Source organism: Serratia sp. Ser99 (assembly GCF_024519545.1).
GTDB lineage: Bacteria > Pseudomonadota > Gammaproteobacteria > Enterobacterales > Enterobacteriaceae > Serratia > Serratia liquefaciens.
In genome coordinates this window covers 92213-112575 of record NZ_JALJRT010000010.1, presented here as the reverse complement: position 1 = coordinate 112575, position 20363 = coordinate 92213, and the positions used below count along the sequence as shown (strand labels likewise).

The window sequence follows — 20363 nt, the reverse complement described above, 5'->3', positions numbered from 1 at the left end:
CATGGCCAAGACCTTATATCAGAAGCTGTACGATGCCCACGTGGTGTACGAAGCGCCGAACGAAACGCCGCTGTTGTATATCGACCGCCATCTGGTGCACGAAGTCACTTCGCCACAGGCATTTGACGGTCTGCGCGCCATGGGCCGCAAGGTGCGCCAACCTGGCAAAACCTTCGCCACTATGGACCACAACGTCTCGACCCAAACCAAAGACATCAACGCCAGCGGCGAGATGGCGCGTATTCAAATGCAGGAGCTGATCAAGAACTGTGCTGAATTCGGCGTCTCGCTGTATGACCTGAACCACCCTTTCCAGGGCATCGTACACGTCATCGGCCCTGAGCAGGGCATGACGCTGCCGGGCATGACCATCGTCTGCGGCGACTCTCATACCGCGACGCATGGGGCCTTCGGCTCACTGGCCTTCGGTATCGGTACCTCGGAAGTGGAACATGTGCTGGCTACCCAAACCCTGAAACAGGGTCGCGCCAAAACCATGAAGATTGAAGTCACCGGTGATGCCGCCGAAGGCATTACTGCCAAGGACATCGTGCTGGCGATCATCGGCAAAACCGGCAGCGCCGGCGGTACCGGTCACGTCGTGGAATTCTGTGGCAAAGCGATTGAAGCGCTGAGCATGGAAGGCCGTATGACCCTGTGCAACATGGCGATCGAAATGGGCGCCAAAGCCGGGTTAGTGGCTCCGGACGACACCACCTTTGAATACCTGAAAGGCCGTCAGTTTGCCCCAACCGGTAACAACTGGGAGCAGGCCGTCGCCTACTGGCGCACCATGAAGTCAGATGATGACGCCAAATTTGATACCGTAGTGACCCTGCGCGCCGAAGACATCGCGCCACAGGTTACCTGGGGTACCAACCCAGGGCAGGTTATTGCCGTTAATCAGGCAATCCCGGCGCCGGAATCGTTCAGCGATCCGGTGGAACGTGCCTCGGCAGAAAAAGCGTTGGCCTATATGGACCTCAAACCGGGCATCAAGCTGACCGAAGTGCCGATCGACAAAGTGTTTATCGGCTCTTGTACCAACTCACGTATCGAAGATTTGCGTGCGGCTGCGGCAATCGCCAAAGGCCGCAAGGTTGCCAATGGCGTACAGGCGATCGTGGTGCCGGGCTCCGGCCCGGTGAAAGCTCAAGCGGAAGCGGAAGGCCTGGATCAAATTTTTATTGAAGCCGGTTTCGAATGGCGTCTGCCGGGCTGCTCAATGTGCCTGGCGATGAACAACGATCGTCTGAACCCCGGCGAGCGCTGTGCCTCCACCAGCAACCGTAACTTCGAAGGGCGTCAGGGCCGCGGTGGACGTACTCACCTGGTCAGCCCTGCGATGGCAGCGGCGGCGGCCGTTGCCGGTCATTTCGCCGATATCCGTGATATTCACTAAGGGGCTAACGTGTCTAAATTTACTCAACATATTGGTTTGGTCGTGCCTCTGGACGCGGCTAACGTCGACACCGACGCCATCATTCCAAAACAGTTTTTACAGAAAGTGACGCGTACCGGCTTCGGCCAGCACCTGTTTAACGACTGGCGCTTCCTCGACGACGCCGGCCAGCAGCCAAACCCTGAGTTCGTGCTGAACAAGCCGCGCTACAAGGGTGCCAGCATCCTGCTGGCGCGCGAAAACTTTGGCTGTGGCTCCTCACGCGAGCACGCTCCGTGGGCACTGACCGATTATGGTTTTAAAGTGGTGATTGCGCCCAGCTTCGCCGATATCTTCTACGGCAACTCGTTCAACAACCAGCTGCTGCCGGTTACTTTGAGCGAACAACAGGTTGATGAATTGTTCAAACTGGTCGCAGACAACGAAGGAGTCGAATTCGTGGTCGATTTGGAGAATCAGACGGTCAATGCCGGCGGCAAAAGCTACCCGTTTGAGATCGACAGCTTCCGCCGCCACTGCATGATTAACGGATTGGACAGCATCGGCCTGACGCTGCAACACGAAGCGGATATTTCTCGCTACGAGGCGCAGCAGCCCGCGTTTCTGAACTGATCAGCGGCTAATACCCTAAATAATTGGAGCTGCGGCAAGGCGGCAAGTAAGTAAATCCCCTGGAGCTTAGTGAACTAAGTGACAGGGGTGCGCTTACGCAGCCAACATAGCAGCAGCTTCAAGTATGACGGGTATCACCAATAACCCAGCCACTTCCACCAGGCCCCGCCAATTAACATCCAAATCAGCAGGTTAATCACGCTCATCACAAAACCGGCTTTCCACCATTCGCCCAGCGTCACATAGCCGGAACCGAAAATGATCGGCGCCGTCCCGGTACCATAGTGGGTCAGTGACATCATCAGAGAAGACGAAAACGCCAGAATCAGGCCCAACAGCGCCGGTGGCGCCCCGAGCGCAACGCCGGCGGCAAAGAAGGCGGCAAACATGGCGGTGACGTGTGCGGTGGTGCTGGCAAAGAAGTAGTGCGAATACAGGTAGATGATGGTTAACAGCACGGTGCCGCCCACCCAGCTCATCCCCATATGATCAATACCGCTGCCCACGGTCTGCGACAGCCAACTAATCAACCCCAACTTGCCGAGGAAACTGGCCATCATCACCAGCGCAGAGAACCACACCACCGTATCCCAGGCCCCTTTGTGCTTCAAAACGTCTTCCCAACTCAGCACGCCGGTCGCCAACAGCACCGCCAGGCCAATCAGCGCGGCCGTGGTGGGGTTAACCGCCAGCGCCGGGCCAAAGATCATCGCCGGAATGCCGGCCCATAGCACGAGCAACAGAGCAAACACTGCCAGGGTGATTTTCTCCGGCAAGGTGATTGGCCCCAAAGCCTGTAGCTTATCGCGGGCGAAGCGCGGCGCGTCCGGGGTGCTTTTCACCTCCGGTGGATACAACAGATAAATGACCAGCGGCATAACGATCAACGAACACACGCCCGGCACCAGAGCGGCAATTGCCCACATTGACCAGGAGAGCTCAAAGTTGCCGTGCGTACCCTTGGCGATCAGGCTGACGATCAGCGGGTTAGGCGCAGTCGCGGTGATAAACATCGCCGACGTGATAGGGTTGATGTTGTAATTCACCAGCGACAGATAGCGGCCAATTTTGCCTGAGGTATTCAGATCGGGCCGCGAGCCGAAGCTGTCGGCGATTGACTTCATGATCGGATGGATAATCCCGCCGCCTCGGGCGGTATTGCTTGGGGTAACTGGCGCCAGGGTGGTTTCCGCCAGCGTCAATGCATAGGCGATCCCCAACGTCTTCTTACCGAACAACGAAATAAAGTAGTAGCCAATGCGCGCGCCCAGCCCGGTTTTGTTCAGGCTAAGGGAGATCATGATCGAAAAACCGATCAACCAAATCAACTGGTTGGAGAACCCACTAAGTGCATCATTGAGCGCCGCGCCCGGTTTGCCGGGGTTAGTGACACCGGTTACGGCCACCAGTGCAATGGCCACGATGGAAACCGCACCAATCGGCATTGCCTTGCCGATGATGGCGATGATAGTGCCGATAAACAGCGCCAGCAGATGCCAGGCATTAGGCGCAACCCCTTCGGGAACCGGGATCACAAACCAGATAAGCAGAGCGACGACGACGGCACACAGGGAAGGGACAGGTTTGAGCGGTGTTAGTTTATCCATAACATACCCACTTTTCTAAACGGATCGGCATCTCAGCAGCAAGATGGGCGGGAGCACAGCGATCGGGCTCCGGTTTCGTTTAGCTTGGGCCGTTGGCGTAATGTTCTCAATGACATGCGTCAATGTTGACGACGTTTAAACTCACATTTCTCGCACGCGAACGCTCATCCATAACGCCGCCACCGCCAGCAGTGCCGCCAGCCAATACACCGCGTAATGACCCAGGTTTTCCACCAACGCACCCTGCAGCACCCCGGCCAGGATCACCCCGGTAGAAATACTGTTGGTAAACAGCGTTGTCGCCGCACCGGGCCGCCCTGGCATCAGGTCCTGGAAATAGAGCATGCCAATACCGGCGATAATGCCGATAAAGATGGCATTGAACAGCTGTAATACCATCAGCGCCAGCTTGAATTTAAACACCACCAGCCCGGCATAAAACAGGATGCCTGCCACCACGGCGAACAGCATCATATTGCGTTTGCCGAAGCGCTTGACGTAATAACCGGCCAGCAGCATCGCCGGGATCTCCAGCCCGGCCGCCGTGCCCATCAGCAGTCCCGCCAGGTTCTCCGGCAGGCCCAGATCGGCGGTGATATACAGCGGCATGTCGATGATGTACATGGTATTGCAGGTCCACATCAGCACCGAGGCGATAAACAACCGCCTGACATCCGGGTTCCGCCAGGCGCTGACTGGGGCAATCGGTGCCGAAGGCGCTGCGATTAGCGTATCGGCAGGTTCTACCGGCGCGACACGCGGCACCGAAGGCAGCGTAAACCACACCAGTAATGCACAAATTGCAAAGGTCGCCGCGGCAATAACGAACATCACCGTAAAGCCGTAATTCAACGCCAGCGTAAACGAAAGCGGCGGGCCAATCACCCAGGCCAACGACAGCTGCGCACGCATGACCGAGCTGAACATCACCACTTCACGTGCCGAGCTGTCAGCATATTCCCGCGCCAGTGCGAAAATCTGTGGCATGGCGGTGTTGGCAATTGCCGACAACAGCACCCCGGCCGTAATCAGCGTCAAATAGTCGCGGTTGAAGGCAAAAAGCAGGCAATTGCCGACCGCCATCAGGCAGCACACCAGGATCAGCTTGCGTCGATCGCCGCGCGTGTCCGAACGTTTGGCCAGCAGAAAACTGACCGCGATGCCGACAATGGCGTTAACGGTATAGAACAGACCGACCCACAGCGGTCGGACCTTAACCTCGGTGGTTAAAAACAGGCTCAGGGTCGGCGCCAATAGCGCTCCGGCAATACCGGAAAGGAAAGCAATCAGCAGGAAAGCGGCAAAGACGGGATTAAAGCGGCGTGGCAGCCAATGCAGTCGTTTCATATCTTCGTCTCAGGCCCTTAATGCGGAAGACAGAACCTTAGGCCAAGGGGAAAAAATTGCAAGAATATCCCCGCAGCCCACAATAAAAAAACCAGTGGGTATAACCCCACTGGCTGGTGAACAACACCATTACTCAGAAACACTTTCGCTACCGAAGCCTCAGAGGTGCTCGCGGTATTGCTTGTCCGTCATTGACGCGATATCCCATTGGGTCAGGTGGGCCAACATCTCCAGCCGCGCCTGTTCAGGTACCAGTCCCAACCAGTCAGCGTGCTGCCGGCGTACTGCGCTGAAGTAGCGCTGATAGAACTGTTTTGACAAGAAAACTTTCATCCGTCGCCCTCCCCCTTTCATTGAGGAAAATTATCGGCGTAATATAGGGAAAGATAAATTGATGGGTTACCGCCGGAGCCTTCCTCTTTTATGTCCACTTCCAGATTGCAACAGCAGTTCATTCGCCTGTGGCAGCGCTGCCATGGCGAACCGACCGAAACCACGTTACAAGAGCTGGCCGAAGTGCTCAGTTGCTCGCGCCGCCACGTGCGTTCGTTACTGGGCGCCATGCAGCAGCAGGGCTGGCTGACCTGGCAGGCAGAATCGGGGCGCGGCAAGCGTTCGCAACTGACCTTTCACTATACCGGTCTGGCGCTGCAGCAGCAGCGTGCCGAGGAGTTGCTGGAGCAGGATCGTATCGATCAGCTGGTGCAACTGGTCGGCGATAAAAATGTGGTGCGGCAGATGCTGCTGTCCCAACTGGGCCGCAGCTTTCGTCAGGGTAAACACATCCTGCGCGTGCTCTATTATCGGCAACTGTACAATCTGTTGCCGGGCTCGGCGCTGCGCCGCTCGGAAACCCATTTGGCGAGACAAATTTTCAGCGGCCTGACGCGGATAAATGAGGAAAACGGGGAACTGGAATCCGATCTTTCTCATCACTGGCAAGCTTTAACGCCGTTGCATTGGCGCTTTTATTTACGCCCGGCCATTCATTTCCACCATGGGCGCGAGCTGGAAATGGAAGATGTCATCAGTTCGCTCAGCCGGTTGATGCCACAACCGCTGTTCTCCCATATCGAACGCGTGACGTCGCCGACGCCCTACGTGATTGACGTGCATCTGCACAGCCCCGATTACTGGCTGCCGTGGCTGCTGGGCAGCGTACACGCCATGATATTGCCGCGCGAGTGGCAGAGCCTGCCGGAGTTCTCGCGCCATCCGGTCGGTACCGGCCCCTATAGCGTGGTGCGCAATCACCGCAGCCAGATGAAAATTCACGCCTTTGATGATTACTTTGGCTATCGCGCACTGATCGACGAGGTCAATATCTGGGTGCTGCCAGAGGTAACCGAAGAACTGGTACACTCCGGCGTACAGCTCCAGGCGGACGATACCGGGAAAAACGAGCTGGAAAGTCGACTGGAAGAAGGCTGCTATTTTCTGCTATTCGATCAGCGCTCCCCGCTGGCGGCCGATCCGGTCATCCGCAGCTGGTTATGCGAACTGATCAACCCTATTTCGCTCCTGAGCAACGCCGGCCCTGTTTATCAACGCTATTGGTCACCGGCCTACGGCATTCTGCCGCGCTGGCACCACAATCGCGCGCTGGCATTGCAGCCCAAACCGGCCGGATTGACCGAACTGACCCTGACCTACTACAGCGAACATTCGGAGTTCCACGCCATTCAGCAGGCGATCGAGCCGCTGCTGGCGCAGCACGGCATTAAGCTGAATATTCAGATTGTCGATTACGCTACCTGGCATAAAGGCGACGCGAGCACCGATTTGTGGCTCGGCAGCGCCAACTTTTACCTGCCGCTGGAGTTCTCACTGTTCGCCACCCTGTATGAACTGCCGCTGATGCAGCACTGCATGAGTGAGGACTTGTCCGAAGATGCGGCGCTGTGGCGCGCCAATGCCCTGCCGCTGGCGGACTTTTGCCAACGTCTGGTCAGCGGCCATCAATTGCATCCTCTGTTCCACCACTGGCTGCAACTGCATGGCCAGCGCAGCATGCGCGGCGTGCGAATGAACACTCTGGGTTGGTTTGATTTCAAATCCGCCTGGTTTGCGCCGCCGGAAGCATAAGCACCTTTCACCGGCGCCCGTTAGTCTTTACAATGGCGCCGTCTCAACGGGGTGCAAAACGACAGCAGCGTAATGAAAACGCAAGCGGCCGGTTTTGCTGAGAACAAACCCGTCGAACCTGATCCGGTCAATACCGGCGGAGGGATTTGAGCCCAGCGATCCGGCATCAGCCGCTTGCCCCCTCAGATACCCTTGCCCCCCTAAATTTTCAGGAGTGCAAAGTGGTCAAAAAAAGCCTGCCCTTGTTACTGTTGCTGTGCGCCGCACCGGTGTTCGCCAAGCCCACGCTGACGGTCTACACCTACGATTCCTTCGCCGCTGACTGGGGCCCTGGCCCGGCGGTCAAAAAAGCCTTTGAGGCCCAATGTGATTGCGAGCTGAAATTTGTCGCGCTGGAAGACGGTGTCTCACTGCTTAACCGCCTGCGCATGGAAGGCAAAAACAGCGCCGCCGACGTGGTGCTGGGGCTGGACAACAACCTGCTGCAGGCGGCGCAACAAACCGGGCTATTCGCGCCAAGCGACGTCGACAGCAGCAAATTGAACGTACCGGGCGGCTGGCAAGACAAAACCTTCGTCCCCTATGACTACGGCTACTTTGCTTTCGTTTACAACAAAGAAAAGCTGAAAAACCCGCCCAAAAGCCTGCATGAGCTGGTCGACAGCAGCCAGAACTGGAAAGTGATCTATGAGGATCCGCGTACCAGTACCCCAGGTTTGGGTCTGCTGCTATGGATGCAGAAAGTGTATGGCGATCAGGCACCGGCAGCCTGGCAGAAGCTGGCGAAGAAAACCGTCACCGTGACCAAGGGCTGGAGCGAAGCCTATGGCCTGTTCCTGAAAGGCGAAGGCGATTTGGTGCTTAGCTACACCACCTCCCCGGCCTACCATCTGATTGAAGAAAAAAAAGACAGCTATGCCGCTGCCAACTTCAGTGAAGGCCATTATCTGCAGGTGGAAGTGGCGGGCAAACTCAAGGCCAGCAAGCAACCTGAGTTGGCGGAACGCTTTATGCAATTTATGGTATCCCCGGCGTTCCAAAACGCCATTCCTACCGGCAACTGGATGTACCCGGTGATCAAGACCTCACTGCCGGCCGGATTTGACCAAATGACCGTCCCGCAGACCGCACTGCAGTACAGCGCAGAAGATGTAGCCAAACAACGCAGCAACTGGATCCGGGCATGGCAAACCGCCGTCAGCCACTGATCCCGCGTTGGCTATGGCCGGGGCTGCTGGCCGCCGGCCTGATCCTGACCATCGCCGTGCTGGCGATGGGGTCGCTGTGGCGGCACGCGCCGGACAGCGATTGGCGTGGTATATGGCAAGACAGCTACCTGTGGCACGTAGTGCGCTTCACGTTTTGGCAGGCCCTGCTGTCCGCGCTGATCTCGGTGCTACCCGCGATCCTGCTGGCTCGGGCGCTCTATCGCCGCCGTTTCCCCGGTCGTCAGTTACTGCTGCGGCTCTGCGCCATGACGCTGGTGCTGCCGGTGCTGGTGGCGGTATTCGGCCTGCTCAGCGTATATGGCCGCCAGGGCTGGTTGGCAATGCTGTGTGGCTGGCTGGGCATTAACTACCGTTTCACGCCTTATGGTCTGCAGGGCATCCTGCTGGCGCACATGTTCTTCAACCTGCCGTTGGCGACACGTCTGCTGCTGCAGGCGCTGGAAAACATTCCGGTTGAACAGCGCCAATTGGCAGCCCAGCTCGGCATGAGCGGTTGGCAGCAGTTTCGCTTTGTCGAGTGGCCGGCGCTGCGCCGTCAAATCCTGCCGAGCGGCGCGCTGATCTTTATGCTGTGCTTCGCCAGCTTCGCCACCGTACTGTCGCTGGGAGGTGGGCCGCAGGCAACCACCATCGAACTGGCCATCTATCAGGCGCTCAGTTACGACTACGATCTCAGCCGCGCCGCGCTGCTGGCGCTGATCCAACTGGCATGCTGCCTGGGGCTGGTGATCTTCAGCCAGCGCCTGAGCCAGGCGCTGCCGGTCGGCAATACCCATGCCACTATCTGGCGTAATCCGGAAGACAGCCTGTGGCGACGCATCAGTGACTTTTTGCTGATTGCCGCCGCGTTGCTGCTGCTGTTGCCCCCACTGCTGGCGGTGATCGCCGACGGCGCCAATCAAACGATGGTTAGCGTCCTGCAGCAACAGGTGTTGTGGCAGGCATTGTTCACTTCGTTATGCATCGCTCTGGGGGCGGGCGTACTTTGTGTCGTGCTGACCATGATGCTGCTGTGGAGCAGCCGTGAGCTGAAGCTGCAACAGAGACTGCGTTGGGGGCACGCGCTGGAGTTGAGCGGTATGGTGATCCTGGCGATGCCGGGCATTGTGCTGGCCACCGGTTTCTTCCTGCTGTTGAGCGACACCGTCGGGCTGCCGCAATCGCCGTATGCGCTGGTGATCCTCACCAATGCGTTGATGGCCGTGCCCTATGCGCTAAAAGTGTTGGAAAACCCCATGCGCGACCTGGCCGAACGTTATAATCCGCTATGCCTGTCGCTGGATATTCAGGGCTGGCAGCGGCTACGCTGGATTGAGCTGAAAGCGCTGCGCCGCCCGTTGGCCCAGGCGCTGGCCTTCGCCTGCGTACTGTCGATCGGCGATTTCGGCGTGGTGGCACTGTTTGGCAACGAACATTTCCGCACCCTGCCTTTTTACCTGTACCAGCAGATCGGCGCCTACCGCAGCAATGACGGCGCGGTCACCGCGCTGCTGTTGCTGTTATTGTGCTTCCTGCTGTTTACCCTGATCGAACGCTTACCGGGCCGCTCTGACCGATAGATTTCAAGCTGCAGCAAGGCGGCGACTGAGCGCATTCCCAGGAGCTTAGTTCGCTAAGTGACTGGGATAAGTGAAGAAAGCCAACACAGCGGCAACGTGAAAGATGAAGGACATATGCTAAAGCTTGAAAAACTGACCTACCTGTATGAACACCTGCCAATGCGCTTCGACCTGCGTATTCAACCGGGCGAACGCGTCGCGGTGCTGGGCCCCAGCGGGGCGGGGAAGAGCACTCTGCTCAGCCTGATCGCCGGTTTTCTGCCATCCGCCAGCGGCAGGTTGCTGCTTAACGGCAGCGACCACACCGGCACGCCGCCAGCCAAGCGCCCGGTCTCGATGCTGTTTCAGGAAAATAACCTGTTCGCCCACCTGACGGTAGCGCAGAACATCGGTTTAGGCCTGGATCCCGGCCTGCGGCTGAATGAAGAGCAGAAGCGGCAGTTGGCGCAAATTGCCCGGCAAGTAGGGCTGGAAGAACATCTTCCCCGCCTGCCGTCGCAACTTTCCGGTGGCCAACGCCAGCGTGCCGCCCTGGCGCGTTGCCTGATCCGCCAGCGGCCCATCCTGTTACTCGACGAACCTTTTTCAGCGCTCGATCCGGCTTTACGCAACGAGATGCTGCAACTGCTGCAGGAAGTTTGCGACCAGCGAAACCTGACGCTGTTGATGGTATCGCACAACCTGGATGACGCCGCACGCATCGCGCCACGGACCCTGCTGGTGGTGGACGGCCGTATTTTTTACGATGGCCCGACGCAGGCGCTGCTGGACGGCAGCGCGCCGGAAGCCAAGGTGCTTGGCATTTCACACAAACCGTGATCTTCCGCCCGTTTTTTATGCTGTGCAAATAAACCAGTTGTGCGAATTTTTCGCCTGTGGTTTTATAAAAACCTGACTTTTTTTACTGATGATAAGGTTCCCTGTGATCGCATCCTCGCTGACTTCGACCCTACTAATTACCGCGCTACCAGCCGCGGTGGTCGTCGTGCGTGTGGTGGTGGTCGTCGGCAATGCGCCGTAGGGTCCGAATCAACGCATCGATTCCCAAACCCCGCCGGCGCAAACCGGGCGGGGTTTTTAGTTTTAGCCCCCTGCCCAGAAAAGCAAACCGGCCTTGAGAAAGGATAGGAACATGGCAATTTCGGGCACGCCACATCAAGGTAACCGCTTCACCGGCGCAGAGTTGATCGTTCATCTGCTGGAGCGTCAGGGCATCACCACCGTCGCCGGCATTCCCGGCGGTGCGGCACTGCCGCTGTATGACGCGCTGAGCCAAAGCACCCGTATTCATCACGTACTGGCTCGCCACGAACAGGGGGCGGGTTTTATGGCGCAGGGTATGGCACGCGCTAACGGCAAGGCGGCGGTTTGTATCGCCTCGAGCGGCCCGGGCGCGACCAATCTGGTCACCGCCATCGCCGACGCCAAACTCGATTCTATCCCGCTGGTGTGTATCACCGGCCAGGTGCCCTCTTCGATGATTGGCACCGACGCCTTCCAGGAAGTGGACACCTATGGCATCTCGATTCCAATCACCAAGCACAACCATTTGGTCCGCGATATCCGCGAACTGCCACAGGTGATCTGTGACGCATTCCGCATCGCTGAATCCGGCCGCCCTGGCCCGGTGTGGATCGACGTACCGAAAGATGTTCAAACGGCGGTTATCAGCCTGGACGAACTGCCGCCGATCGCCGTTCCCGATGCGGCGCCAACCTTTGAAGCCACCGCCGTGGCGCAGGCCGCCGCGATGATCAATCAGGCCAAACGCCCGGTGTTGTATCTGGGCGGCGGCATCATCTGCGCCAACGCCTATCAGCAGGCGATTGAGCTCGCTGAACGCGCCAACCTGCCCACCACCATGACGCTGATGGCATTGGGCGCCATGCCGGTGCAGCATCCGTTGTCGCTGGGCATGCTGGGTATGCATGCGGCGCGCAGTACCAACTTTATTCTGCAAGAGGCTGATTTACTGATCGTGCTGGGCGCGCGCTTTGACGATCGGGCGATTGGCAAGACCGAGCAATTCTGTCCAAACGCCAGCATCATTCACGTGGACATCGATCGCGCCGAACTGGGCAAGGTAAAGCAGGCCAATATTGCCATTCACGCCGACGTAGGCCAGGTATTGCAACAACTGCTGCCTCAAATTGAAGCACAGCCACGCAGCGAATGGCTGAGTACCGTCAATGATCTCAAGCGCGAGTTCCCGTTCAGCATGCCTAACGCCGAAGATCCGCTGAGCCACTACGGGCTGGTGCTGGCTGCCGCGCGCTGCGTGGACGAAAACGCCATCATTACCACCGACGTGGGCCAGCATCAGATGTGGGTAGCACAAGCCTATCCGCTGAGCCGACCGCGCCAGTGGTTGACCTCCGGCGGGCTGGGCACCATGGGCTTCGGCCTGCCAGCGGCGATCGGCGCTGCCCTGGCCGAGCCGCAGCGCAAGGTGCTGTGTTTCTCCGGTGACGGCAGCCTGATGATGAACATTCAGGAAATGGCGACCGCCGTCGAACATGACCTGGACGTGAAAATTATCCTGATGAACAACCAGGCGTTGGGGCTGGTGCACCAGCAGCAAACGCTGTTCTACCAGCAGCGCATTTTCGCCGCCGCCTATCCCAAGCGCACCGACTTTATCAAGATTGCCGCCGGTTTCGGGATGGACACCTGCGATTTGAATGCCGCAGAAGATCCGCAGGCGGCACTGGCCGAAGCGATCCAACGTCCAGGGCCTTGCCTGATCCATGCGCTGATTGATATTAATGAAAAAGTTTTCCCGATGGTGCCGCCGGGCGCTGCCAACATCGACATGATTGGAGAATAAGCCATGTCAGAACAACGCAATAACCCACAGGTGATCCTGGAACTGGCGGTACGTAACCACCCTGGCGTGATGTCGCACGTCTGCGGCCTGTTTGCCCGCCGCGCCTTCAACGTGGAGGGCATTCTTTGCCTGCCACTGAAAGACGGTAAACAAAGCCGCATCTGGCTATTGGTGGCGGACGATCAGCGGCTGGTGCAGATGATCAGCCAGGTAGAAAAACTCGAAGATGTGCTGCAGGTAAAACGCCACAGCGAAGACGTGCGGGTGTTTGAACAGCTGGAAGCCTTCTTCCAGTAAGGTGCAAAGGGGCGTCACGCCCCCTTGTCATTGACCGGCCAGCACCTTCCAAAGCAGGTGACGATAAACCGGCATCAGCGGTTGCTGGTGCAGATAATAAAAGGTGCCGATCGCCAATCCCCAGCTCAGGACGCAGGCCATCCGCAGACGTACCGGTGACAGCCACTTGCCAAGCCGGTCGGCGCTGCGTTTGCCTTCGCGCCACCATCGCCAGCTCAGCCAGGCGGCCAGCCAAATCAATACCACTACCGCAAACAGCAACCACTTAAATAACGCACTGTTGGCGCTGGCAGGGATATCGATGGCTACGCCGGCCAAAATACCGGGGAAGAAATAGACTGGTGGCCAGGCAATACAGCCGATGATGTTAGGCAACGCGAATTTATACGGCGGCAAATCGAGCATGCCGGCCACCATCGGCACCAGCGGGCGCGTTGGGCCAACAAAGCGCCCAATCAGGATGGTCGCCATACGGTGTTGGTGCAACGCGTGCTCGGTCTTGTCCAGCATCGCTTTGTTCTTCTTCAAGAATGACCAGCGGTGCAGCGGCCCCTTGAAGGCGCGGCCGATAAAGTAAGAAATCCAGTCACCCAACAGGCAACCCACGATGCCCGCAGCCCAGGCATAATAGAAATCTACCTGACCGCTGCCGATCAACGCACCGATACTGGCCATCATGACCGTGCCGGGCAGCAACAGCCCCACCAGCGCCAGCGATTCCAGAAACGCGACAAACATGACCACCATTAGAGTGAAAGCCAATGACTGGGTGATCAAGTGCTGTAAATAGGCTTCCATTAAACCTCTGTTCGTTATCCAAAGCGCGTGGGCGTGGGATTGTCCGGTGCGGCCGGGAGCGAGTCAATATGTGAATTGTATGCTTTTTTGGCAGAACTGTGCGGCCATGGACAATTACTGTATAAAAACCCATACTATAATTTATCTACCAGAACCAAAGCTTTCGCAAACAGCCAACGACACCACGCCTTGAGCATCAGGGGAATACCCAATGGATTTCAAGTTGCGGCTAGGCGGCAAGAGCGAGAGTCCCCAGGAGCTTACTCAAGTAAGTGACTGGGGTGAACGCACGCAGCCAACAACGCCGCAGCTTGAAATACGAAGGGTATATGATGTCACTCCAACAGGGCTTTCTGCTCACCCGCCACTGGCGTGATACGCCTGCCGGCACCGAGGTGGAGTTTTGGCTGGCGACCGACAATGGGCCGCAGCAACTTCGTCTGGCGCCGCAGACCTCCGTAGCCTTTATCCCGGCCGAACAGCGCCAGCGCGCTGAACTGCTGCTGCGTGAGGAGCGGCAACTGGAGCTGAAACCCCTGCCGTTGACTGACTTTCACCATCGCCCGGTGGTGGGGCTTTACTGCCGGCAGCATCGCCAATTGATCAAGCTGGAAAAGTTGCTGAAAGACGGCGGCGTCAATGTCTACGAGGCCGATATCCGTCCACCGGAACGCTACCTGATGGAGCGTTTCATCACCGCACCGGTGTGGTTCAGCGGCCAGGCCAACGGCAACGGCCCGCTGCAGGGCGGCCAAATGAAACCGGCGCCGGAATACCGCCCAACCTTGAAGCTGGTCTCTCTGGACATTGAAACCACCGCCCACGGCGAGCTGTACTCGATTGCCCTGGAAGGCTGCGGCCAGCGCCAGGTTTACATGCTTGGGCCCGCCAACGGCGGCAATGAACCACTGGATTTTGAGTTGGAGTACTGCGTCAGCCGTCCGCAAATGCTGGAACGGCTGAACCAATGGCTTGAGCGGCACGATCCCGACGCCATTATTGGCTGGAACCTGGTGCAGTTCGATTTGCGCGTGCTGCAAAAACACGCCGAACGCTATCAGATCCCGCTGCGACTGGGCCGTGGCGGCAACCTGCTGGAGTGGCGCGAACACGGTTTCAAACAGAATCACTTTTTCGCTTCCGCCGCAGGTCGCCTGATTATCGACGGCATTGAAGCGCTGAAATCCGCCACCTGGAACTTCCCTTCGTTCAGCCTGGAACACGTGTCGCAAACGCTGCTGGGAGAAGGCAAGTCTATCGATAACCCTTACCAGCGCATGGCAGAAATCGACCGGCGCTTTGCCGAAGACAAGCCCGCGCTAGCGCGTTACAACCTGAAAGACTGCGAACTGGTTACGCGAATTTTTGCCAAAACCGAGTTGCTGACCTTCCTGCTGGAACGCGCCACGGTTACCGGGCTGGCAGCCGACCGCAGCGGCGGTTCGGTAGCCGCCTTCAGCAATCTGTATATGCCGCGCATGCACCGGCTGGGCTTTGTGGCCCCCAACCTGGGTGAACAGCCCGAGGAACACAGCCCCGGCGGCTTTGTGATGGATTCGCAACCCGGCCTGTATGACTCGGTGCTGGTGCTGGATTACAAGAGCCTGTATCCCTCAATCATCCGCACCTTCCTGATCGACCCGGTCGGCTTGGTGGAAGGCATGCGAAACCCAGGTGATGCGGACTCGGTGCCCGGTTTTCGCCACGCGCGTTTTTCACGCAGCAAGCACTGTTTGCCGGCGATCGTCGAGCAGATCTGGCAAGGCCGTGAAGCGGCGAAACGTCAGCAGAACAAAGCCTTGTCGCAGGCCTTAAAGATCATCATGAACGCGCTGTATGGTGTATTAGGATCGAGCGGCTGTCGTTTTTTCGATCCCCGATTAGCCTCGTCGATCACCCTGCGCGGCCATGAAATCATGCGGCAAACGCGTGAGCTGATCGAGGCGCAGGGGTATCAGGTGATCTACGGCGATACCGACTCGACCTTCGTTTGGCTCAAACAACCGCATGACGAGCAGCAAGCGGCGCAAATAGGCCGAAAGCTGGTGCAACAGGTAAACCAATGGTGGCAACAGCATTTGCAGCAAGAGTACGGGCTGGAGAATGCGCTGGAACTGGAGTTTGAAACCCATTATTCACGTTTCCTGATGCCCACCATTCGCGGCGCCGAACAGGGCAGCAAGAAACGTTACGCCGGGCTGATCGCCCAGCCGGACGGCAGCGAAGAGATGGTCTACAAGGGATTGGAAACGGTGCGCACCGACTGGACACCGCTGGCACAGCAGTTTCAGCGTCTGCTGTATCAACGCATTTTTAAACGCCAGCCCTACCAGGATTTTGTGCGTGAATACGTTAGTCAAACGCTTAACGGCGATTTCGACGATCGGCTGGTCTACCGCAAGCGTCTGCGCAGAAAGCTGGACGACTATCAGCGCAACGTTCCGCCGCATGTGCGCGCAGCACGTATCGCCGACGACTATAATCGTCAGCAGGGACGACCGTTGCAATACCAAAACGGCGGCTGGATCAGCTATGTCATGACCGTGGCCGGGCCGGAGCCGCTGGAGACCCAGCAGTCGGCGATTGATTATCCCCATTATCTGGAGCGCCAGCTGCAGCCGGTAGCAGACGCTATACTGCCATTTTTGCATGACGATTTTACCACGCTGGTGACCGGGCAGATGGGACTGTTTTAACATTCCGCCCGCCAGCAGGGTTTGGTGAAGGGTTAAGAAAAATCATCGGGTTTTGCAGGTGACGAACGCGCCGCCTTCCATTACCATAGCGCCCTTCCCAAATTCTGGACCCACACACCCCCCATGTCGTCTGACGATGTATGCATGGGATGAATAGCTATTGCCCGCCATATTAAAATAAATCGGGATTAGCAGACGTTTGATACGGGTGCCGCGGCCCTTTCCGCCCGGTAACAAGACTTACTTAAAAGAATCGAGCCGACAATATATGCCTTTTACACTTGGTCAACGCTGGATCAGCGATACGGAAAGCGAATTAGGACTGGGAACCGTCGTGGCGCTGGATGCGCGCATGATTACCCTGCTTTTCCCCGCAACCGGTGAAAACCGCCTCTACGCCAGAAATGACTCGCCAATCACCCGCGTGATGTTCAACCCGGGCGACACCATCAGTAACCACGAAGGGTGGGAGCTGCAGGTCGAAGAGGTCAAAGAGGATAACGGTCTGCTGACCTATATCGGCACCCGCCTGGATACCCAGGAAAGCGGTGTGGCGATGCGCGAAGTGCTGCTGGACAGCAAATTGACCTTCAGCAAGCCGCAGGACCGCCTGTTTGCCGGCCAGATCGACCGTATGGACCGTTTCGCCCTGCGTTTCCGCGCGCGTAAATACCAGAGCGAGCAGTATCGCCTGCCGTTCGCTGGCCTGCGTGGCATGCGTGCCAGCCTGATCCCGCACCAGTTGCATATCGCCTATGAAGTCGGCCAGCGTCATGCGCCGCGCGTTTTGTTGGCGGATGAAGTTGGATTGGGTAAAACCATCGAAGCCGGGATGATTATCCACCAGCAGTTGCTGGCAGGCCGCGCCGAGCGCGTATTGATCGTGGTGCCGGAAACCCTGCAGCACCAGTGGCTGGTCGAAATGATGCGCCGCTTCAACCTGTATTTCTCTCTGTTTGACGACAGCCGTTACTCAGAGGCCAAACTCGACAGCAGCAACCCGTTTGAAACCGAACAGCTGGTGATCTGCTCGCTGGACTTCGTACGCCGCAACAAGCAGCGCCTGGAAGAACTGGCCGATGCCCAGTGGGATCTGTTGGTGGTGGATGAAGCGCACCATCTGGCCTGGAGCGAAGATGCGCCGAGCCGTGAATACCAGGTGATCGAACAACTGGCAGAACACATTCCCGGCGTGCTGCTGCTGACCGCAACGCCAGAGCAACTTGGCCAACAAAGCCACTTCGCCCGTCTGCGCCTGCTGGATCCGAACCGTTTCCACGACTACCACGATTTTGTTGCCGAACAGCAAAAATATCGCCCGGTGGCCGATGCCGTTACCCTGTTGCTCAGCGGTGAACGCCTGGCCGACGACAAGCTGAACCTGCTCGGCGAGCTGATCGACGAACAAGACATTGAACCGCTGCTGAAAGCCGCCAACAGCGACGGTGAAAACAGCGAGCAGGCGCGTCAGGAACTGGTCACCATGCTGATGGACCGCCACGGCACCAGCCGCGTGCTGTTCCGTAACACGCGCAACGGTGTCAAAGGCTTCCCGCACCGCAACCTGCACCAGATAAAACTACCGTTGCCGACCCAGTACCAGACCGCCATTAAAGTGTCCGGCATCATGGGCGCGAAGAAAACCGTTGAGGCGCGCGCACGCGACATGCTCTATCCAGAGCAAATCTATCAGGAATTCGAAGGCGAGAACGCCACCTGGTGGAACTTCGATCCTCGCGTTGAATGGTTACTGAACTATCTGGTGACCAATCGCCACGAGAAAGTGCTGGTGATCTGCGCCAAGGCTGCCACCGCGCTGCAATTGGAGCAAGTGCTACGGGAACGTGAAGCTATCCGTGCCGCCGTGTTCCACGAAGGCCTGTCGATTATCGAACGCGACCGCGCCGCCGCTTACTTCGCCTCCGAAGAAGACGGTGCCCAGGTGCTGTTGTGTTCCGAGATCGGCTCCGAAGGCCGTAACTTCCAGTTCGCCAGCCACCTGGTGATGTTCGACCTGCCGTTCAACCCGGACCTGCTGGAACAGCGTATTGGCCGTCTGGACCGTATCGGCCAGATGCATGACATTCAAATCATGGTGCCGTACCTGGAGAACACCGCGCAGGCAGTTCTGGGCCGCTGGTTCCACGAAGGGCTCGATGCCTTCGAGCATACCTGCCCGACCGGCCGTACCATTTACGACAGCGGCTACGAGCAGCTGATCGCTTTCCTGGCTTCGCCGACCGAGCAGGAAGGGCTGGACGAGTTCATTCACGCCTGCCGCCAGCAGCACGACCACCTGAAAATGCAGCTCGAGCAGGGCCGTGACCGCCTGCTGGAAATGCACTCCAACGGCGGCGAGAAAGCGCAGACTCTGGCGGAAGCCATTGCCAATCAGGACAACGACGTCAATCTGGTGGGCTTCGCGCTGAACCTGTTCGACATCGTCGGCATCAATCAGGACGATCGCAGCGACAACCTGATTGTTCTGACGCCGTCCGACCACATGCTGGTGCCCGACTTCCCGGGTCTACCGCAGGACGGCTGTACCGTCACCTTCGATCGCGAACAGGCTCTGTCGCGTGAGGATGCCCAGTTCGTCAGTTGGGAACACCCGATTATCCGCAACGGCCTGGATTTGATCCTGTCCGGCGATACCGGCAGCTGTGCAGTTTCCCTGTTGAAAAACAAGGCACTGCCGGTCGGTACCCTGCTGGTCGAGCTGGTGTATGTGGTCGAAGCGCAGGCGCCGAAACATCTGCAGCTGACTCGCTTCCTGCCGCCAACGCCAATCCGCATGTTGATGGATCGCAAAGGTACCAATCTGGCAGCGCAGGTTGAATTCGAAAGTTTCAACCGCCAGTTGAACGCGGTCAACCGCCATACCTCCAGCAAGCTGGTCAATGCGGTGCAACAAGATGTGCATGCCATGTTGCAACAGGCGGAAAGCCTGGTTGAAGAACAGGCTCGCGCTCTGATCGAGCAGGCCAAACAGGAAGCGGATGACAAGCTGAGCACCGAGCTGGCTCGTCTGGAAGCTCTGAAGGCGGTCAACCCGAACATTCGTGATGACGAGGTAGAAGCGCTGGAGTTCAACCGCAAGCAGGTGCTGCTCAACCTGAATGAAGCAGGATGGCGTCTGGATGCAATCCGTCTGGTGGTCGTTACTCACCAGTAACCCGCACCAGGGGAACTGCAGTTCCCCTGGCCGTTACTCTCAGCGGAGCCAACAAAATGGAACCCTACAATCCCCCGCAGGGCCCGATGCATATCCTGTATCAGGATGAGCACATTATCGTGGTCAACAAGCCAAGTGGCCTGCTGTCGGTCCCGGGCCGTGCGCCGGAAAATAAAGACAGCCTGATGACGCGCATTCAGGCGGATTTTCCGGCTGCCGAATCGGTGCATCGTCTGGATATGGCCACCAGCGGGGTGATTGTGGTGGCGCTGAACAAGGCGGCCGAGCGTGAACTCAAGCGCCAGTTCCGTGAGCGCGAGCCGAAGAAGTCCTACATCGCCCGCGTGTGGGGGCATCTGGCGCAGGATGAAGGTCTGGTGGATTTACCACTGATTTGCGACTGGCCGAATCGGCCGCTGCAGAAAGTGTGTTTCGAGACCGGCAAAGCGGCGCAAACCGAATATCTGGTGTTGTCACGCGACGCCGACGGCAGCACGCGGGTCAAACTCATGCCGATCACTGGCCGCTCGCACCAGCTGCGCGTGCATATGCTGGCGCTGGGGCATCCTATCCTCGGCGACGGTTTCTATGCCACGCCAGAAGCCAAAGCCATGGCGCCGCGTTTACAGCTGCATGCACAAGAGCTGCGCATTACCCATCCGGCTTTCCAGACGCCGATGCACTTTCGCGTCGAACCCGACTTCTGACCGATATGATATAAAGAGGGGC

The 20363-nt window shown here is 58.0% G+C and carries 16 protein-coding genes and 1 riboswitch; of the genes, 12 read left to right on the top strand and 4 right to left on the bottom strand.

The window, feature by feature from the left end; translation table 11 throughout:
* Window position 1 precedes the first annotated feature (1 nt).
* Together leuC and leuD are read left to right on the top strand one after the other, a co-directional pair.
* Window positions 2–1402 carry a 3-isopropylmalate dehydratase large subunit gene (gene leuC, locus NR114_RS19220; protein ID WP_046374527.1) on the top strand — a complete coding sequence of 467 codons (1401 nt, stop codon included), beginning with the start codon at window positions 2–4 and terminating at the stop codon, window positions 1400–1402.
* Between the two features lie 9 nt (window positions 1403–1411).
* Window positions 1412–2014, top strand: coding sequence for a 3-isopropylmalate dehydratase small subunit (gene leuD / locus NR114_RS19215; RefSeq protein ID WP_020825194.1), 603 nt, complete (start codon window positions 1412–1414; stop codon window positions 2012–2014).
* A gap of 134 nt (window positions 2015–2148) precedes the next feature.
* Here leuD and NR114_RS19210 read toward each other — a convergent pair whose 3' ends face one another.
* The 3 genes from NR114_RS19210 to sgrT form a co-directional block, all read right to left on the bottom strand.
* Entirely contained in the window at window positions 2149–3621 is a 1473-nt protein-coding gene (locus NR114_RS19210) for a DASS family sodium-coupled anion symporter (RefSeq protein WP_020825193.1), read from the bottom strand.
* Window positions 3622–3762: 141 nt separating this feature from the next.
* On the bottom strand, window positions 3763–4968 hold the full coding sequence (locus tag NR114_RS19205) for a sugar efflux transporter (protein ID WP_256814464.1): 1206 nt from the start codon (window positions 4966–4968) through the stop codon (window positions 3763–3765).
* Window positions 4969–5127: 159 nt separating this feature from the next.
* Window positions 5128–5301 carry a glucose uptake inhibitor SgrT gene (gene sgrT, locus NR114_RS19200; RefSeq protein ID WP_020825191.1) on the bottom strand — a complete coding sequence of 58 codons (174 nt, stop codon included), beginning with the start codon at window positions 5299–5301 and terminating at the stop codon, window positions 5128–5130.
* Between the two features lie 90 nt (window positions 5302–5391).
* Here sgrT and sgrR point away from each other — a divergent pair, with 90 nt between their 5' ends.
* From sgrR to ilvN, 7 genes are all read left to right on the top strand, one after another.
* Window positions 5392–7053 carry an HTH-type transcriptional regulator SgrR gene (gene sgrR, locus NR114_RS19195; RefSeq protein ID WP_046374530.1) on the top strand — a complete coding sequence of 554 codons (1662 nt, stop codon included), beginning with the start codon at window positions 5392–5394 and terminating at the stop codon, window positions 7051–7053.
* Window positions 7054–7090: 37 nt separating this feature from the next.
* Window positions 7091–7216: riboswitch (TPP riboswitch) on the top strand.
* 58 nt (window positions 7217–7274) lie between these two features.
* A complete protein-coding gene (gene thiB, locus NR114_RS19190) occupies window positions 7275–8261 on the top strand; it encodes a thiamine ABC transporter substrate binding subunit (RefSeq protein WP_046374531.1) in 987 nt (328 codons plus the stop codon).
* The gene (gene thiP, locus NR114_RS19185) at window positions 8237–9841 is read left to right on the top strand and encodes a thiamine/thiamine pyrophosphate ABC transporter permease ThiP (RefSeq protein ID WP_234530668.1); all 1605 of its coding nucleotides are present in this window, start codon (window positions 8237–8239) and stop codon (window positions 9839–9841) included. The genes thiB and thiP overlap by 25 nt, the downstream gene beginning before the upstream one ends.
* A 114-nt stretch (window positions 9842–9955) precedes the next feature.
* Window positions 9956–10660 carry a thiamine ABC transporter ATP-binding protein ThiQ gene (thiQ, locus tag NR114_RS19180; RefSeq protein WP_041415214.1) on the top strand — a complete coding sequence of 235 codons (705 nt, stop codon included), beginning with the start codon at window positions 9956–9958 and terminating at the stop codon, window positions 10658–10660.
* Between the two features lie 88 nt (window positions 10661–10748).
* Window positions 10749–10862, top strand: a complete 114-nt coding sequence (gene ivbL, locus NR114_RS19175) for an ilvB operon leader peptide IvbL (RefSeq protein WP_218167600.1) — start codon at window positions 10749–10751, stop codon at window positions 10860–10862.
* Between the two features lie 111 nt (window positions 10863–10973).
* Complete coding sequence (gene ilvB, locus NR114_RS19170) at window positions 10974–12668, top strand: acetolactate synthase large subunit (protein ID WP_020825186.1); 1695 nt, start codon at window positions 10974–10976, stop codon at window positions 12666–12668.
* 3 nt (window positions 12669–12671) lie between these two features.
* A complete protein-coding gene (gene ilvN / locus NR114_RS19165) occupies window positions 12672–12965 on the top strand; it encodes an acetolactate synthase small subunit (protein ID WP_020825185.1) in 294 nt (97 codons plus the stop codon).
* Between the two features lie 27 nt (window positions 12966–12992).
* Here the strand turns inward: ilvN and NR114_RS19160 are convergent, their stop codons facing one another.
* On the bottom strand, window positions 12993–13763 hold the full coding sequence (locus tag NR114_RS19160; RefSeq protein ID WP_129983305.1) for a DedA family protein: 771 nt from the start codon (window positions 13761–13763) through the stop codon (window positions 12993–12995).
* A gap of 332 nt (window positions 13764–14095) precedes the next feature.
* Here NR114_RS19160 and NR114_RS19155 point away from each other — a divergent pair, with 332 nt between their 5' ends.
* The 3 genes from NR114_RS19155 to rluA all read left to right on the top strand — a co-directional run bounded on the left by NR114_RS19155 (window position 14096) and on the right by rluA (window position 20341).
* Window positions 14096–16459, top strand: coding sequence for a DNA polymerase II (locus NR114_RS19155; RefSeq protein WP_041415212.1), 2364 nt, complete (start codon window positions 14096–14098; stop codon window positions 16457–16459).
* Between the two features lie 268 nt (window positions 16460–16727).
* On the top strand, window positions 16728–19634 hold the full coding sequence (gene rapA / locus NR114_RS19150) for an RNA polymerase-associated protein RapA (RefSeq protein ID WP_128865017.1): 2907 nt from the start codon (window positions 16728–16730) through the stop codon (window positions 19632–19634).
* 56 nt (window positions 19635–19690) lie between these two features.
* Window positions 19691–20341, top strand: coding sequence for a bifunctional tRNA pseudouridine(32) synthase/23S rRNA pseudouridine(746) synthase RluA (gene rluA, locus NR114_RS19145; RefSeq protein WP_046374535.1), 651 nt, complete (start codon window positions 19691–19693; stop codon window positions 20339–20341).
* Window positions 20342–20363: the final 22 nt, after the last annotated feature.

Bases quoted from the DNA above. Each gene is read 5' to 3' on its own strand.
- leuC (WP_046374527.1), top strand. From the start codon at position 2: ATGGCCAAGACCTTATATCAGAAGCTGTACGATGCCCACGTGGTGTAC.
- NR114_RS19210 (WP_020825193.1), bottom strand. From the start codon at position 3,621: ATGGATAAACTAACACCGCTCAAACCTGTCCCTTCCCTGTGTGCCGTC.
- NR114_RS19205 (WP_256814464.1), bottom strand. From the start codon at position 4,968: ATGAAACGACTGCATTGGCTGCCACGCCGCTTTAATCCCGTCTTTGCC.
- sgrT (WP_020825191.1), bottom strand. From the start codon at position 5,301: ATGAAAGTTTTCTTGTCAAAACAGTTCTATCAGCGCTACTTCAGCGCA.
- sgrR (WP_046374530.1), top strand. From the start codon at position 5,392: ATGTCCACTTCCAGATTGCAACAGCAGTTCATTCGCCTGTGGCAGCGC.
- thiP (WP_234530668.1), top strand. From the start codon at position 8,237: ATGGCAAACCGCCGTCAGCCACTGATCCCGCGTTGGCTATGGCCGGGG.
- thiQ (WP_041415214.1), top strand. From the start codon at position 9,956: ATGCTAAAGCTTGAAAAACTGACCTACCTGTATGAACACCTGCCAATG.
- ivbL (WP_218167600.1), top strand. From the start codon at position 10,749: ATGATAAGGTTCCCTGTGATCGCATCCTCGCTGACTTCGACCCTACTA.
- ilvB (WP_020825186.1), top strand. From the start codon at position 10,974: ATGGCAATTTCGGGCACGCCACATCAAGGTAACCGCTTCACCGGCGCA.
- ilvN (WP_020825185.1), top strand. From the start codon at position 12,672: ATGTCAGAACAACGCAATAACCCACAGGTGATCCTGGAACTGGCGGTA.
- NR114_RS19160 (WP_129983305.1), bottom strand. From the start codon at position 13,763: ATGGAAGCCTATTTACAGCACTTGATCACCCAGTCATTGGCTTTCACT.
- NR114_RS19155 (WP_041415212.1), top strand. From the start codon at position 14,096: ATGTCACTCCAACAGGGCTTTCTGCTCACCCGCCACTGGCGTGATACG.
- rapA (WP_128865017.1), top strand. From the start codon at position 16,728: ATGCCTTTTACACTTGGTCAACGCTGGATCAGCGATACGGAAAGCGAA.
- rluA (WP_046374535.1), top strand. From the start codon at position 19,691: ATGGAACCCTACAATCCCCCGCAGGGCCCGATGCATATCCTGTATCAG.